We start from the raw sequence: 15,314 nt of genomic DNA on the forward strand, positions 1-15,314 counted from the left end.
CAATTAATGGCTTCAAAGAAAGCAATTATTCTTTTAAAAATTTCAATAATCTAATTATTAACCTTAGTTTAGCATTATCTGTCAGATTAGAAGTAATAATCTTAATAGTCGGTGGTTTATCAGCAGAAAATTTAACGCGCTTAAATTCAGAGCCTAATTCTAAGACCTGTTCTCCAGAGAGAGAATGCTGCTCTGAAAACTTAATCATAATCGCCTGTTTCTTTTCTTTAATTTTAGTAATTGCTAATTGTGCTGCATAAACTTCAATTTTAGCTACTTCTAGTAAATTACTCACAGGTTCAACTAAGGCTCCAAAACGATCTTCTAATTCTTCTTCTAACTCTGTAGCTTCCTCTAAACTAGAAACTTTTTTCATCTTTTTATAGACTTCAATTTTCTGCTTAGAATCAGGCACATAGTCTTCAGGGATAAAGGCATTAACTTCTAATTCTACTGCAATATCTTCCTCTTCTTCTACCCCTTCATTCTTTAATCTATTAACTGCTTTTTCTAAGAGCTTACAATACAATGAGAAACCTATTGCTTCAATATGACCATGCTGTTCAGGGCCAAGAATATTTCCTGCCCCACGAATCTCCATATCCCGCATAGCAATTTTAAAACCGGAACCTAGATTAGTAAACTCCTTAATAGCCTTTAATCTTTTTTCAGCCACTTCTGACAATACTTTATCCTGTTTGTATAATAAATAAGCATAAGCTATCTGACTACTTCTTCCTACTCTACCTCGCAATTGATACAATTGAGCTAAACCCATCTTATCTGCCTGATCAATAATAATAGTATTAGCATTAGCAATATCCATTCCATTTTCTATAATAGTAGTACAGACCAATACATCATATTGACCATCTAAAAAGCTCATCATTAATCTTTCTAGCTCTTTTTCTCTCATTTGTCCATGGGCCACTGCTACTTCAGCTTCAGGAAGCAAATTCTTAATTTTAGCAGCTACTTTTTTAATATCTTTAACTCGATTATGAACATAATAAGCTTGACCGCCTCTTTTTATTTCCCGCTGCAGGGCTTCTTTAATTAATTCATCCTCCTCTTCTCCTACATAAGTTCGAATTGGATAACGATTCTCCGGCGGTGTCTCAATTAAACTAATATCTCTAATCCCTACTAAAGACATATGTAAGGTTCGTGGAATTGGAGTAGCTGTTAAAGTTAATACATCAACATTCTCTTTTAACTCTTTTAGCCGTTCTTTTTGCGCTACTCCAAAACGCTGTTCTTCATCAACTACTACTAAACCTAAATCTTTAAACTCAATATCTTTTGATAATAAACGATGGGTCCCAATTACTAAATCTACTGTACCTTCTTCTAATCCAGCACTTATTTCTTTCTGTTGACTAGCAGTTCTAAACCGGCTTAACATGCCTACATTAATCGGATAATCTGCAAAACGCTCCACTAAGTTATTGAAATGCTGCTGGGCCAAAATAGTTGTAGGCACTAAAAAGGCCACCTGTTTACCATCAATAATTGCTTTAAACATCGCTCTAATTGCTACTTCAGTCTTGCCATAACCTACATCTCCACAAATCAGTCTATCCATAGGCTGTTTAGATTCCATATCTTCTTTAACAGCTTCAATAGCTTTAAATTGATCAGGTGTTTCCTCATGAGGAAACGCCGCCTCAAACTTCTGTTGCCACTCACTATCTTCACTAAAAGCATAACCTTCTTTCATTTCTCTTTTAGCATATAAATCAAGTAACTCTTCAGCCATTTCCTCCACTGATTCTTTGGCCCTAGCCTTCGCTTTCTGCCATCTATCACTATCTAATTTATGCAAACGAGGTGTTTTGTCTTCTAAGGCTACATACTTTTGTATTAAATCAACTTGATCTGTAGGGACATATAACTTATCATCACCAGCATATAAGATTAATAAATAATCGCTATGATTACCATTAACCTCTAGGGTTTCAACACCTAAATATTGGCCAATTCCATGATTCTCATGAACTACATAATCTCCCTCTTTTAGATCAGTAAAGGAAGATATCTCTACCCCTTGTTCAATATTCTTAGTTCTCTTTCGTTTCCGTTTCATTTTCTTAAATAATTCATTTTCAGTATAGAGAATAAATTTGTCCTCTGGTAATATAAAACCATTACTTAAATTCATTGCCGTTAAAATAATATTACCAACTTTAATTTGGTCTTTAATTTCTGACACCACAACAGCTGGTAAATCTTCTTCTCTTAATCGTTTTTGTAATCTTTTAGCTTTGCTAATATTATCTAAACCAATTACAATTCGATAATCTTCAGCTAAATATTTTTTTATATGTTTAATAAACTTTTTAATTTTGCCATTAAATTTCTCTAGCTTACGAACAACTACTTCTTGATTAAAATCTAAATCAATCTTATCTAATTTTTTCTGTAGCGGCGATAGATAGAGTTTCAGATCTTTAGATTGGTAAATAACTTTATTAAAATCTAAAAAATGTTCCTGATAACCTTTTAAGGTATCTCCTGAATTAATTAAAGTATTAATCGTTTCATATATATCTCGACTAAATTCAATTGCCTGCTGTTCTACCCGCGGCCAATTATCAAATACAACTGTCCCCTTAAAATAATCAAATAAACTATTAGCATTATAAAAATATTTTAGATACTGTCTCATAGTGGGAAAGATTATTCCCTCCGTTAATCTTTCTATATCATAGTTCACTTGCTCTTTTAATTTATCAGCTGCCTTAGAAGAAAGATCCTGTATTGTATCTTGTAAATCTTTTCTAATCTCTTGAATTGATGCTAAAAAATTATCTTGAGGCAAGATGAATTCTGTAGCGGGAGGAATAATTACTTGCTCTAATCTTTCTTCAGAACGTTGATCAACAATACTAAATTTCCTAATAGAATCAATCTCATCCCCAAATAGTTCAATTCTGACAGCCTTATCAGCAATAGGAGAGAAAAAATCAATAATCCCGCCGCGAATACTAAACTGTCCTTTATTTTGCACTTGAGTTACCCTCTCATAACCCATCTGTACTAACTGAGTACTGAATTTTTCAGAGGCTAATTGATCATTTAAACTCAATTCTATTCTATATTGACTATAAAGTTCACAGGGAATAACCAGCTCTAACAAAGCCTGAATGGGAGCTAAAATAATTTGGCCCCTAGCATTACATATACTCTCTAACGTTTGTAATCTTTCTACCTTAACTGCCTCCTCAATTTCTAAAGCTTCATGGGGGAAAATTTCAAACCTCGGAAAAAGAGAAATTTTATCTTCAGCAGTAATCCGGACTAAATCTTCATACAACTCGTCTGCCTTAGTAGAATTAGAAGTGACTACTAATACATTCTCTTTAGTCTGATCTGATATATTAGCTATTGCAAACGATTTACTACTATCTTCTAATCCTATTAATTGTCCACTATCAACATCAGCTTCAGATGACACCTGCGGTATTTTTAAGATATTAGTTAAACTATTGCCCATTTTCAATCTACTCCTTAAACATCAATATAATCTTAATATTTCATAAGAAAAAAGGTCTCAGGTTAACCTAAGACCTCTTATTATTCAGTGGATTTCTTTCATATATATTAATTCTTCCCAATTATACTGTTCTAAACATTGATTACAAGTTAAATTAATATAAACTTCTTCTTCCTTGACATCAATTATATCTTTTTTTTCCTCCTCAGTCAAGATATTGAACCCTAAAGCCTGCTCATCAAAGGAAGCTAATTCCAAATAATCAATTACCTTTCCACATTCAGAACATCTATAGATTAATTTCATAATTTACCCTCCTGATTGAATAATTCCAGACTGTATGAACTAAAGCTGCTATTACTATCGCTATTATTAGATTATTACTTGATGTCCAACAATAAAAAGTTAAGCTCCCCAATAATAAATGGGTTAACACAGCTAATACTACTGCTAACTTATTACTGTGAAAAAAATCAAACCCAGCTTCTAAAACACCAAAAATCAGATGAGTCATAACTAAATTGGCCCCTAAATAATAAGCAAAACCACTTTTAAATATTTCTTCTCCTATCGGAACTAAATAAACAATAGTCCAATCCCCTAACTTAGAGAATAGAAATCTATTGAAAAGAAAAGCTAACATTGATGCTATCAATCCTGCTAATATACTAATCATGTTTTTCTCCCGTTTTATTAATATTATTAACCAATTTAAATTTTATATACAAAAAATAAGAAAATGAGCTAACGCCCATTTAGTAATTAGTAATGAGAAAAGAGTAAAGAGTAAAATCAAAATCTAAGACACAAAAAATAAGAAAAGTCGCCTAGTCGGCGACTGAATTATGTTAGCTCAAATTTAATTGTATTTATTCATTGCTTTATCAAGATTATCAGCTATAAATAGTTCAGCTGCTTTAACTCCTTTGGTCAAAGTATCATCAATTTCATCTCTTTCATCCGCACTAAACTTACTTAATACATAATCTTTAACTGATCTATGCTCAGGCCTTCCAATACCAATTCTAACCCGGGCAAAATTTTTAGCACCAAGGCGATTAATTACAGACCTCAAACCATTATGCCCACCATGACCACCTTTAGGTTTTATCTTTAATTGACCAATCTCTAAATCTAAATCATCATAAATAACTAAAATATCATTCATATCTAAATTATAATAATCAGCTAATGGTTGTACTGCAGCACCACTTTTATTCATGAAGGTTTGCGGTTTAGCTAAAATAACTTTTTCACCTTTAATTCTTTCTTTAGCCACTACTGACTTTTTTTCTTCTTTACTTAATCTAGCATTATATTTATCCGCTAATCTATCGACTACCATAAAACCAGCATTATGTTTTGTATCTTTATATTTACGACCTGGATTACCTAAACCTACTATCAATTTCATACATTTACCCCCTATTAATAAAAAAAGGCGTAATCAACTAAGATTACGCCTTTACTCTATCAGTTATCCTTGAAACTCTTCTTCTCCTTCTTCTCCTTCTTCTAGTTCTTCTTCTCCTTCTTCTGGCTCTTCGCCGATAACTTCTGGTTCTTCTAATTCTTCTTCTTCCTCTTCTTCTTCCTCATCTAATTCATCAGGAAGAACAACAGTAGCTACTGTTTCACTAGCATCAACTCTAACATCAATATCCTCACCAACATCTAAATCAGATACATCAACAGAATCTCCAATACCTAATTCTGATACATCTACCTCAATCTTTTCTGGAATATCAGTTGGTAGACATTCAATCTCAACTTCACGTAAAATCTGATTTAATAAGCCACCTTCTCTTTCACCTTCTGCTTGTCCGACAACTTCAACAGGAACATCAACAATAATGTCTTCATCAAGAGCGATTTGATAGAGATCAATATGTAATAGATCTCTTGTAATTACATCTCTCTGTACTTCTTTAACCATTACTGGTTGAGTGCTTCCATCATCTAAAGTCAAGTCAATAATTGCATTACCACCTAATACATCTTCAACTTCCGTCGCTTCAGCTTTAACACTAACTGTTTCTCTGTCACGACCATATAAAACACCAGGCACTATGCCTTGTTCTCTTAGTTGTTTTACACTTGCTTTACCATTTCCTTCTCTTACTTCAGCATCAAGTTCTAAACGCTGTTGCATCATACCCTCTCCTTTTTAAAAAATTGTTCTCATAATTTAAATTATAACATCTTTACTTCGAAGTATCAATCCACTTAGTCAAATAATACACTTACTGATAATGCTTCATAAATTCTCTCAATTGCAGAAGCAATTAATGGTGCTACAGATAAGGTTGTAAGTTTATCTATTTTTTTCTCTTCTGGTAATGGAATAGTATCTGTAACAACTAACTCTTTAATTGGAGATTCCTCGATCCTATCAATTGCTGGTCCAGAAAACAATGGATGAGTACAAGTAGCATAAATATCTCGCGCTCCCTCTTCAGCCATTGCATGAGCTGCTTGAGTAATTGTCCCAGCAGTATCGATCATATCATCAACTAAAATAACATTTTGCCCTTTAATCTCTCCAATAATATTCATTACTTCAGAAACATTAGCTTTAGGTCGTCTCTTATCAATAATAGCAATAGAAGTATTTAACTTTTCGGAGAAATCTCTAGCTCTTTTGACCCCTCCAATATCAGGAGCAACTACAATAGTATTTTCTAATTCTTTTTCCACAAAGTAATTACTTAACAATGGAGCTCCAAATAAATTGTCAACTGGTAAGTCAAAGAAACCTTGGATTTGACGAGCATGTAAATCAATAGCAACCACTCTATCTGCTCCAGATTTACTTAATAAATTAGCTACTAATTTTGCTGTAATTGGATCTCTAGCTTTAGCTTTTCTATCCTGACGGGCATAACCATAATAAGGTGTTACAGCTGTTATTTCTCCCGCAGATGCTCTTTTTAAAGCATCAATTATAATTAATAGTTCCATCAAATTTTCATTTACAGGAGGACATGTCGGTTGAATAACAAATACATGGTCCCCTCTTACACTCTCATCAATTTCAACACCAATTTCTCCATCACTAAACCTATTAATTGTAGTATTAACCAAATCAATATTTAAACTATCAGCAATTTTTTCAGCTAATTCTGGGTTTGAATTACCAGTGATTACTTTTAAGCTCTCCCCCTGTGTTCCCATTAAATATTAACCTCCTAATAATGATAAAATAAATTATTTGTCTTTATCTCTTGCTTTAGCTGGAACACCAATTACTACTTCATTTTCTGCCACATTTTTTGTTACAACTGCTCCTGCACCTGTACAAGAACCTTTAGCTAATTTTAGTGGAGCGATCAAAGTAGAATTACTGCCAATAAAGCAATTATCAGCTATTTTAGTCTGATGCTTATTTTCTCCATCATAATTAGCTGTAATAGTACCTGCGCCAACATTGGTATTCTCACCAATCTCTGTATCACCAATATAACTCAAATGTGGAACTTTTGAACCATCACCTACAGTAGACTTTTTAATTTCTACAAAATCTCCTACTTTAGCTTCTTTGCCAATTGTAGTACCTGGTCTAATATAAGCATAAGGGCCAACTACAGTTCCAGACTGAACTTCGCTTTCTTTAATTGTAGAATGTTCTATTTCTACTCCTTCACCAATTGTAGAATCAATGATTCTACTCTGAGGACCAATTACAACATCAGAAGCAATTTTAGTATCTCCCTCTAAAAAAGTTCCAGGATAAATAATAGTATCCCTAGCAATTTGAACAGTACTATCAATGTAAGTATTATCAGGGTCAATAATAGTAACTCCATTAGCCATATGCTTTTCGCAAGTTCTAGCACGCAGTGTTTTTTCTGCTTCAGCTAAATGAGACCGAGTATTGACACCAATAGTTTCACGAGTTGAATTAGCAGTTACACCTGCTACAAAATGTCCAGCCCTAGCTAGAATACCAATTACATCAGTTAAATAATATTCTCCTTGAGCGTTATCAGTATCTAAATCATCTATAGCAGACCACAGTAATTGACTATCAAAACAGCAAATACCAGTATTAATCTCTTGAATCTCTGCTTGGGTAGGAGTAGTATCTTTATCTTCAACAATCTTTTTCACTGACCCATTTTCATCCCTAACAATTCTACCATAACCACTAGGATTTTCTAATTTAGTCGTTAAGATCGAAGCTGCAGCATCTTCTTGCTGATGCTGTTCTACTAATTCTGATAGAGTATCTTCAGTTAATAATGGCGTATCTCCATATAATACTAAAACAGTACCAGAAAAGTCAGCTAATTTCTCCTGAGTTTGCATTACAGCATGACCAGTTCCTAACTGTTCTTCTTGAGTAACAAAATCTAAGTTACTACCAGTAATACTACTTTCTACCTTATCAGCCTTATAACCAACAACTACTACATTATGTACAGGAGATAATCCTGCTGCAGTATCAACTATATGCTGCGCCATACTTTTTCCTGCTACTTGATGCAGTACTTTTGGTAGTTCAGATTTCATTCTAGTACCTTTACCAGCAGCTAAAGTAATAACCGCTAAATCAGTCATTTACATCCTCCTTCAACAAAATTGAATTAAAACTAATCTCTTTTTGAGCCTTCTCTTTAACAACTTTATCTATAGTTAACTCCGATTTTACTTGCGGTAATTTACCTGTCATAAAATATTCTCGGGCATAAATAGGGTAAATAGCATCTTTTAAACCATATTCTACAAACAAATCTAAATCACGATAAGCATTAAACAATCCAATTGTATCATCATAAAATATATTAGTAATTATATCATCTAAACTAGCTCCGCGAATGATATTTTCTAAATTACTTTTTTTAACCATATCTAAAGTGTCATCATAATTATGCAGTGCAGGTAAATCTTTTCTATAATTATCTTCTAAAACTCTAATATCACAACTAAAGTCATGCCCGACAAATATATCCGGATCATACTGAGCAATTAAATCTTCTAAATGTTTAATTCCTGTTTGAATATCAACAGCAGGTGCTAAATCAGAATTAGTAAATATAATTCCAACTTCCCATTCATCTGCCTCTTTATAAGCATATTGAATGGAGTCTAAATCACTCTGCAAATATTCAGTATCAACACACATTATGGATTGGGCTTCAGGATATGAGCTTAGCTCTTTACTAAATTGAGGATTAGTCAGTTCTTCATAAGTTTCATCTAAACTTTTTAATTGTTCTAATATCTTGGATTCTTGGTTATTAATTCCAATAACATCTGCAATTTTCTGCATCGAACTCTGCTTAAAACTATTTTTAGTTGGAAATTCCTGCAGAACTCTCTTCAATCTCTTTCCTCTACCTAAAATAACAGCTAATTTATGTTCGTACAACTCAGTTTGATATAATTCATCACGATCAAGATAAATCTTCATACTTGCCCCATCCCTAATTAAATATTTTTATAAAAACAGGCAATTTTATACACAATCACAGCTATTTTAACAAACAGTATATCTGCTGTCAAGATAATGTCAAATATATAATTTAATATCTTAATTATTTATCATTTTCACCTTTATTATTTTTTAATATTTTTACTAATTGAGCCCGATTAGAAACTGGATAGAGAGAAGATAGCCCTTTTTCTGATCCACGATTAAATTTATCTAAGGGACGACCATCATAAGCACTTTCTACAGCTTTCTTAGCTTCTTCAGTTTTTTTAGATTTTTTAGCTTGGTCCTCTTCGGCAGTTCCTAGCTGTTTTTTTATCCCTGCTATTTTCATACCTTCAGCCAGTAAGTTTTTAATTTTTTTCAACTTCTCAATATCATTTTCTGAATAAATTCTTTGATTCCCTTCTGTACGAGCTGGTTTAATCAATTCAGCTTCTTCATAATATCTAATCTGCCGACCAGATAAATCAGTTTCTTCTTTAACAGCACCTATTGAATAAATTGGAGTATCTGGATCTATATCAACCATGTTTTATCACTCCTTTTCTTCTACTTGGTTTTGATTTATTATTAGACAGACTTGGCACTGCCAAGCCTCTACTTTCACTCTTAACTGTTCACTGTTCACTCTTTACTTTTTTATAAATTTATAACCCAATCGCTAGGGTCAACGATAATTTCTTCCTCTTCTTCATTAATCTTTTCTAAAACAGCTAATGAAGTATAATCATCAACTAACTTTTGCGTTGGATTAGCAGTTTTGATTAAAACTCCTATATCTAATACTTCTGCTTTAAATTCTCCCATTAAATCAAGCATTCCCTTAGCTGTACCACCAGCTTTCATAAAATCATCAATAATTATAACTTTAGACTCTTCTGGTAAAGCACGACGAGATAGAGACATTGTTTCAATTTTCTTTGAAGATCCAGTAATATAATTAATACTAACCACAGAACCTTCAGTGACCTTACTATCTTTTCTAATACTTACTAGCGGTAAATTCAAAGCCCGAGCAGTCATTAAAGCAATAGGAATTCCTTTAGTCTCCATCGTAATAATATATTCAGCATCTAAATCAGCAAATTTAGTCGCAAAAATCTCTCCTATTTCAGACATTAATTTAGGATCAAAGATCAAATCTGTCATATAAACATATCCCCCTGCTAAAATTCTATCAGGGTCAGATAGTTGATTACATAAATTTATAATAGTTTCCCGAATATCCTTATTTCCTTTATAAGGAATAAAACGAACTCCACCAGCTGCTCCAGAAACAGTTTCTATCTTGCCCATCTTCTCTTGTTCAAAAACATCTTTAATAATTGCTAAATCCTCACTAATAGTTGATTTAGCAGCATCAAATCGTTCAGTAAATTGATTTAAAGAAATCAATTTATAAGGCTTATCTGATAAAAATTTAGTAATTGCTACAATCCTTGAACTGCGACGCATCTTCATCTTAAACCCTCCTTCAAAAAAACTACAAAAAACTAATAAATCTATATTAAAATAATTCTACTCCTGTATTAACTGTAGTAGCACTAACTATTTTATAGTTAGTATCTAATTTCTGCTTTAAACTTGCGGCAGCTTCTTGAGCTTTAGACTTACTATTGACAAATCCTAAAATAGTAGGTCCACTACCCGACATTAGAACTCGGTCTGTTTCAGCAGCAACAATTTTTTTAATTTCTTCTATTTTAGGATAACGATTAATCGCCACTAATTCAAGTAAATTTTCTAAATTAGATAAAATATCTCGATAATCATCTCTTTTTAAAGCCATCATTAATTTTTCTACTTGGGGATGGCAATTAATTTCAGCTAAATTCAAATTCTTATAAATTTCAGCCGTCGACACTTCAAAAGGAGGATTAACAACTACTAAATCTAATTTAGGGTCAAGCTCTAATTTTTCTAATTCTGTTCCTGTTCCTGTAGCTAATTGAGTTCCTCCAGCTAAGCAAAAGGGAATATCAGAACCCAATTCAGCACCTCTCTTCTCTAATTCACTAGTATTAAGACCTAACCCCCATAATTTATTAACTGCTACTAGTGTAGCAGCAGCATTGCTACTGCCTCCCGCTAATCCTGCTGCAACAGGAATGTTTTTTTCTACTTTGACCTTTAATCCACTTTCTACAGCAAATTCATCCCTTAATAATGATGCTGCTTGATAGATTAAATTTTTTTCTCCACTTGGAACTCCTGGATGTTTACATTCAATATTAATCCCTGAGTCAATTTTAGTAAAAAAAAGTTTATCATATAAATCAATAGTTTGCATTATCATTTCCACTTGATGATAATCATTTTCGTATTTACCTAGTACATCTAACAATAAATTTATTTTAGCGTATGACTTTAACTGTAGTTTATCTGCCATTAATCTCACCTCTAATTAACATATTCATTACTTTATTTATTCATTCAAATTAAAAATCCTTTATATTAAAGAGAAATAATTGAATTATTATTAAGCTTTAAATATCAAAACAACTAATTAATCGGCATATTTGACCTATTAGACTCTTCTGATAATACCGTAGTTAAATTTTCTAAAATAGACCTCGTTACAAAAACAGGAATTTCAAATACAAAAGCTGCAGCAACAGTAAATAATAATCCTAACATAAGTTCAGAATCTTTTTTTATCATTGGAGTTAGTCTCTCTAATGCAATCACTGGTAGTTGATCTACTCCATCAAATATTACTAAATTATTTTCAGTCGTAAAAACTGCTGGTTGATGGGACTTAATTTGATGTTTTAAAACTAAATTCTCCGGATTTAAACTGCAATAAATTATCTCTTTTTCTTCGCAGTGATTCAATAATTTAAGATTAGATCTTTGGTCAATATTAATTGCTATTAAATTACTATTTAATTCATTTAACTTTAGCAGCGAATTAGCAAAAGTTAAATCTTGCTCAGAACTTAACTCTGTTATAATCAGCAATTCACTCTCGCGATATGGTAAATCCTGTTCTGTTAAATCCTGCTGCATAATACCATGAACAATTATCTCAACTTCTTTATTTTGTAATAATAAACTTAAGTTATAACTTCTTTGGGAAATTCCTTCCTGATTATGAATAACATTATTAACTGCAATTCCAGTTTTGAGTCCTACCTTTTGTAAAATACTATCAACTAAACTTACAATTACCTCATGATTATTACCTACTACTGTAATGATTGGTATCCTTGCTGGAGCATAATAATCTATTAATTCTCGACTCATTTTTTCTAAATCAATCAGTTTTCGATATTGACTTAAGTCAGGGGTGATCTCTATATCACTAATCTCACCCCAATTCTCTACTGGCATTGTAATATCATCTGTCCACACAGATATTTCTGCGAGATTCAAATTATATATTTGGGTTAACTTCTCAATTAACTCTTTACTCTCTTTAGTTAATTGAGATAGTCTGTTGACTTTTCTAGAACTGCCAACTTCTAATACAGCTTTCAGTTGCTGATTAACTACTAATAATTTATAATTTTTTTCTACTTTTAATGGATTATCAACTTTAATTTCTAAACTATCTAATAAGCTATTAATTATAGCTGGTCTTTTTAAACTAGAAAAAACTCCTGATGATTTTTCTGTTACCAATCCCTTAAATAGAACACTATATCTACCATAACCTAATTGGAATAAATCATGCTCTGGGTCTAATTTTAAAATAGGGATTTGATTTTCCCTAGCAACTTTCATTAATAACTTAGCATTATTAGAAAAAGAATAATCAATATTATTATTTTTTAACCCCTTCACTTCTTTCATAACCTCACTCCTTAATTAATTAGTTCCTAAATTATTATAACCATATTTTGGATAATTATTCTTGGCAAGAACTTCTTAAACTAGCAGTGAATATATTAAATACAGGGGTGAATAAAAATGGCTAATAAAATATTAATTATTTTAGAACAAAAACAGTTGCATTTTTATAACAATGGTCAATTAGATAGGAGCTTTTCAGTAGCAGTCGGTAAACAGAACACACCTACTCCTACAGGAAACTTTTCTATCATTAATAAAATTAAGAATCCTTATAATCCCACTTTAGGAACTAGATGGCTGCAGTTCACATCTAGAATGCACGGTATTCATGGCACTAATCAACCTCATTTGATTGGTCAAGCAGTATCAAAGGGCTGTGTTAGAATGTATAATCGAGACGTAGAATATATCTTCCCGCAAGTATCGATCGGTACTACTGTCCAAATTAAAACAACTACTGCACAAGAAAATGTTGAATATTTTATCTATACAGTTCAAGTTAATGATAGCCTTTATCACTTAGCCCGTAAATTTGAAACCACTATTGCTAATATCATAAAAATTAATAACTTAGAAAACAAAAATTTAATTTATCCTGGTCAACAGTTAAAAATTCCTTTGTAAAAAATAAAAAAATCGCCTAATGGCGATTAGTATTACTTATTTAATAAATTAAAAGGCTGTAGGAAATCCTACAGCCTTAAAAATTAGCCTTTACAATCTCCAATTATTTTACGTGGAATTATTATCTTTTGCCCCACTTCAATATAATCAGGATTAGCAATATTATTATACTGTGCTAAAGCTTCAATTGTTGTTTTATAGCGGCAAGCAATCTTATATAGAGTATCTCCCGGCTGTACAATATAGACAATCTTAGCTGGCTGTTCACAATCCGGCTCATCAACTACTGAAGAAACCTCAATTATATCAGTTATAATTTCTAGTTCTTTTAAATCAGTTACTCTAATATCCTTTTGTAGAGTAATTGATAATCTAACTTGGTCTACTGCTACTTTACGACCCGTCACTCTCTTAACTTTTACATCTACATCACATTTCATCCCTGGCTTTGCCCCAGGTACATTAATATATTTAGTGTAATTGATAGTGTTATGGAAATAATGAACTGGATTAATATTATCATCTATAGTTTGATTTGCTATATACATAACACCAGTATTATAAGTTCCGAAGATTTTCACTTCATTTTCTTCAGCTTCACAATCAAAAGCTAAATAATTAATATCTGCTTCTAAAATACCACCCGTCTTAATTTCAGGTTTCTCTGGCGGTACATCAGCAGTAGCAGTAAATGTATGCGTAATAGTCTTATCTTCAATAATCTCATCTACGCGAAGCAACTCTGTTTCAATTTCAATCTTCTTACAATCAACACCTGTAACAACTGTAATATCTTTCAATTCAGTAACTGTAATATTAATCTGCACCATAGCATCGACTTCTATTTGCTGTCCTCCATTAGTAGAGCTTAATTCATAAGTCCAATCTTTAAGAGTTAAATCTACATAAACTTGATTATCTTCTGACAATTCAGGAACTGTAATATTTTCAGTAATTTCAAATGTTCCCGTTGCTACATGAACAGGTTGATCACTACCTCCAGCAACATAAAGTACTCGTACTTGAAATTCACCTTTTACTGTAACTACATCTCCATTAATTTCAGGTTCTTTAGTTTTTATAATAGCTCCATCTACCTTTAAAACTCGCTCTACTTCTTCATCAATTTCTAAAATATTATCTCTAGATTGACGATGATAAGATTCTTCTGAAACTATATCTTCTACTAGCAAATTTTCTGTCATAATTGAACTAGGATCAAGCCCTTCAATACCAGTGATTATTTCAAATTCTTTATGGTCAATTACTTTCACAGTCACTTTAATAGTTAACTCAACCATAACTTGGTCTAAAGCAGTATCACTAGCCATAGCTTCATAATCAACTTTAACAAAATCAACATTTACCTCTACATCCATACCCGGTTCAGCATCTAAAATAGTAATTGTTTTAGTTAAGTCACTAAGATTAATATATTCACCTGTATCAGCACTACTAAAATAATGCACCGGCTGTGGAGGATCCTGTTCAGCAGCAACATAAGTAACTCCTAAACTAATTTGGCCCCCATTATTATTATCAAATTCAATTATTCCATCTTCTCCTACTGTAGCTGATACTGGAGCAGTCAACTCAGGTGTTACATCTAATACACGTTCAATAAATGGTTTATTGCTAGGTACATTAAGAGTTGTACTCACAGTTTCTACTATTGAACCTTCACCTACAACATATTTGACCTTAACCTTTTCTTTCGTCACATGAATTCCCAAACTTTTTCCCCCTTTCTAAGCAAAAAAACATTCTTATTTATACTATATGCAAGCTAAACAAAAAATGTTCATAATTTTATCTAAAACATCTTAAAAAAACTCCATTTAAATCTTATTTTGATTAGTGTGAAGTAGTTGATAATAGACTAGGGCCTATTCAACTCTAAGTAAATATGTCGTTTTACAAAGTTTAATATCTTAATTTATTAAAAAGACATATCTGAAATTA

The 15,314-nt window shown here is 32.1% G+C and carries 14 protein-coding genes; 1 reads left to right on the plus strand and 13 read right to left on the minus strand.

What is annotated here, in order from left to right:
* Nucleotides 1-25: 25 nt before the first annotated feature.
* The 12 genes from mfd to JOC47_RS10180 all read right to left on the minus strand — a co-directional run bounded on the left by mfd (nucleotide 26) and on the right by JOC47_RS10180 (nucleotide 12,728).
* Complete coding sequence (gene mfd / locus JOC47_RS10125; RefSeq protein WP_204701960.1) at nucleotides 26-3,496, minus strand: transcription-repair coupling factor; 3,471 nt, start codon at nucleotides 3,494-3,496, stop codon at nucleotides 26-28.
* Nucleotides 3,497-3,580: 84 nt separating this feature from the next.
* Nucleotides 3,581-3,802 carry an anti-sigma-F factor Fin gene (locus JOC47_RS10130; protein WP_204701961.1) on the minus strand — a complete coding sequence of 74 codons (222 nt, stop codon included), beginning with the start codon at nucleotides 3,800-3,802 and terminating at the stop codon, nucleotides 3,581-3,583.
* On the minus strand, nucleotides 3,786-4,172 hold the full coding sequence (locus JOC47_RS10135) for a hypothetical protein (protein WP_204701962.1): 387 nt from the start codon (nucleotides 4,170-4,172) through the stop codon (nucleotides 3,786-3,788). The genes JOC47_RS10130 and JOC47_RS10135 overlap by 17 nt, the downstream gene beginning before the upstream one ends.
* 183 nt (nucleotides 4,173-4,355) lie before the next feature.
* Complete coding sequence (gene pth / locus JOC47_RS10140) at nucleotides 4,356-4,910, minus strand: aminoacyl-tRNA hydrolase (RefSeq protein WP_204701963.1); 555 nt, start codon at nucleotides 4,908-4,910, stop codon at nucleotides 4,356-4,358.
* A gap of 63 nt (nucleotides 4,911-4,973) precedes the next feature.
* Complete coding sequence (locus JOC47_RS10145) at nucleotides 4,974-5,648, minus strand: 50S ribosomal protein L25 (RefSeq protein WP_204701964.1); 675 nt, start codon at nucleotides 5,646-5,648, stop codon at nucleotides 4,974-4,976.
* A gap of 74 nt (nucleotides 5,649-5,722) precedes the next feature.
* A complete protein-coding gene (locus JOC47_RS10150; protein ID WP_204701965.1) occupies nucleotides 5,723-6,670 on the minus strand; it encodes a ribose-phosphate diphosphokinase in 948 nt (315 codons plus the stop codon).
* A 33-nt stretch (nucleotides 6,671-6,703) separates the two neighbouring features.
* Nucleotides 6,704-8,056: a bifunctional UDP-N-acetylglucosamine diphosphorylase/glucosamine-1-phosphate N-acetyltransferase GlmU gene (gene glmU, locus JOC47_RS10155; protein ID WP_204701966.1), complete on the minus strand. Its 1,353-nt coding sequence runs from the start codon at nucleotides 8,054-8,056 to the stop codon at nucleotides 6,704-6,706.
* Nucleotides 8,049-8,909 carry a hypothetical protein gene (locus JOC47_RS10160; RefSeq protein WP_204701967.1) on the minus strand — a complete coding sequence of 287 codons (861 nt, stop codon included), beginning with the start codon at nucleotides 8,907-8,909 and terminating at the stop codon, nucleotides 8,049-8,051. Before JOC47_RS10160 ends, glmU begins: the two co-directional genes overlap by 8 nt.
* A gap of 124 nt (nucleotides 8,910-9,033) precedes the next feature.
* On the minus strand, nucleotides 9,034-9,462 hold the full coding sequence (locus tag JOC47_RS10165; protein ID WP_204701968.1) for a helix-turn-helix domain-containing protein: 429 nt from the start codon (nucleotides 9,460-9,462) through the stop codon (nucleotides 9,034-9,036).
* Between the two features lie 110 nt (nucleotides 9,463-9,572).
* Entirely contained in the window at nucleotides 9,573-10,394 is an 822-nt protein-coding gene (gene purR / locus JOC47_RS10170; protein WP_204701969.1) for a pur operon repressor, read from the minus strand.
* A 46-nt stretch (nucleotides 10,395-10,440) separates the two neighbouring features.
* Nucleotides 10,441-11,322, minus strand: coding sequence for a 4-(cytidine 5'-diphospho)-2-C-methyl-D-erythritol kinase (gene ispE / locus JOC47_RS10175; protein WP_204701970.1), 882 nt, complete (start codon nucleotides 11,320-11,322; stop codon nucleotides 10,441-10,443).
* A gap of 113 nt (nucleotides 11,323-11,435) precedes the next feature.
* Nucleotides 11,436-12,728 carry a hypothetical protein gene (locus JOC47_RS10180; RefSeq protein WP_204701971.1) on the minus strand — a complete coding sequence of 431 codons (1,293 nt, stop codon included), beginning with the start codon at nucleotides 12,726-12,728 and terminating at the stop codon, nucleotides 11,436-11,438.
* A gap of 117 nt (nucleotides 12,729-12,845) precedes the next feature.
* Between JOC47_RS10180 and JOC47_RS10185 the strand changes: the two genes are divergently transcribed.
* Nucleotides 12,846-13,352: a L,D-transpeptidase family protein gene (locus JOC47_RS10185; protein WP_204701972.1), complete on the plus strand. Its 507-nt coding sequence runs from the start codon at nucleotides 12,846-12,848 to the stop codon at nucleotides 13,350-13,352.
* An 83-nt stretch (nucleotides 13,353-13,435) separates the two neighbouring features.
* On the opposite strand, the gene JOC47_RS10190 is transcribed toward JOC47_RS10185, so the two are convergent.
* Nucleotides 13,436-15,085, minus strand: a complete 1,650-nt coding sequence (locus JOC47_RS10190; RefSeq protein ID WP_204701973.1) for a DUF3794 and LysM peptidoglycan-binding domain-containing protein — start codon at nucleotides 15,083-15,085, stop codon at nucleotides 13,436-13,438.
* Nucleotides 15,086-15,314 lie beyond the last annotated feature (229 nt).

It is taken from the genome of Halanaerobacter jeridensis (assembly GCF_016908315.1).
GTDB classification, from domain to species: Bacteria; Bacillota; Halanaerobiia; order Halobacteroidales; family Halobacteroidaceae; genus Halanaerobacter; species Halanaerobacter jeridensis.

Bases quoted from the DNA above. Each gene is read 5' to 3' on its own strand.
- mfd (WP_204701960.1), bottom strand. From the start codon at position 3,496: ATGGGCAATAGTTTAACTAATATCTTAAAAATACCGCAGGTGTCATCT.
- JOC47_RS10130 (WP_204701961.1), bottom strand. From the start codon at position 3,802: ATGAAATTAATCTATAGATGTTCTGAATGTGGAAAGGTAATTGATTAT.
- JOC47_RS10135 (WP_204701962.1), bottom strand. From the start codon at position 4,172: ATGATTAGTATATTAGCAGGATTGATAGCATCAATGTTAGCTTTTCTT.
- pth (WP_204701963.1), bottom strand. From the start codon at position 4,910: ATGAAATTGATAGTAGGTTTAGGTAATCCAGGTCGTAAATATAAAGAT.
- JOC47_RS10145 (WP_204701964.1), bottom strand. From the start codon at position 5,648: ATGCAACAGCGTTTAGAACTTGATGCTGAAGTAAGAGAAGGAAATGGT.
- JOC47_RS10150 (WP_204701965.1), bottom strand. From the start codon at position 6,670: ATGGGAACACAGGGGGAGAGCTTAAAAGTAATCACTGGTAATTCAAAC.
- glmU (WP_204701966.1), bottom strand. From the start codon at position 8,056: ATGACTGATTTAGCGGTTATTACTTTAGCTGCTGGTAAAGGTACTAGA.
- JOC47_RS10160 (WP_204701967.1), bottom strand. From the start codon at position 8,909: ATGAAGATTTATCTTGATCGTGATGAATTATATCAAACTGAGTTGTAC.
- JOC47_RS10165 (WP_204701968.1), bottom strand. From the start codon at position 9,462: ATGGTTGATATAGATCCAGATACTCCAATTTATTCAATAGGTGCTGTT.
- purR (WP_204701969.1), bottom strand. From the start codon at position 10,394: ATGAAGATGCGTCGCAGTTCAAGGATTGTAGCAATTACTAAATTTTTA.
- ispE (WP_204701970.1), bottom strand. From the start codon at position 11,322: ATGGCAGATAAACTACAGTTAAAGTCATACGCTAAAATAAATTTATTG.
- JOC47_RS10180 (WP_204701971.1), bottom strand. From the start codon at position 12,728: ATGAAAGAAGTGAAGGGGTTAAAAAATAATAATATTGATTATTCTTTT.
- JOC47_RS10185 (WP_204701972.1), top strand. From the start codon at position 12,846: ATGGCTAATAAAATATTAATTATTTTAGAACAAAAACAGTTGCATTTT.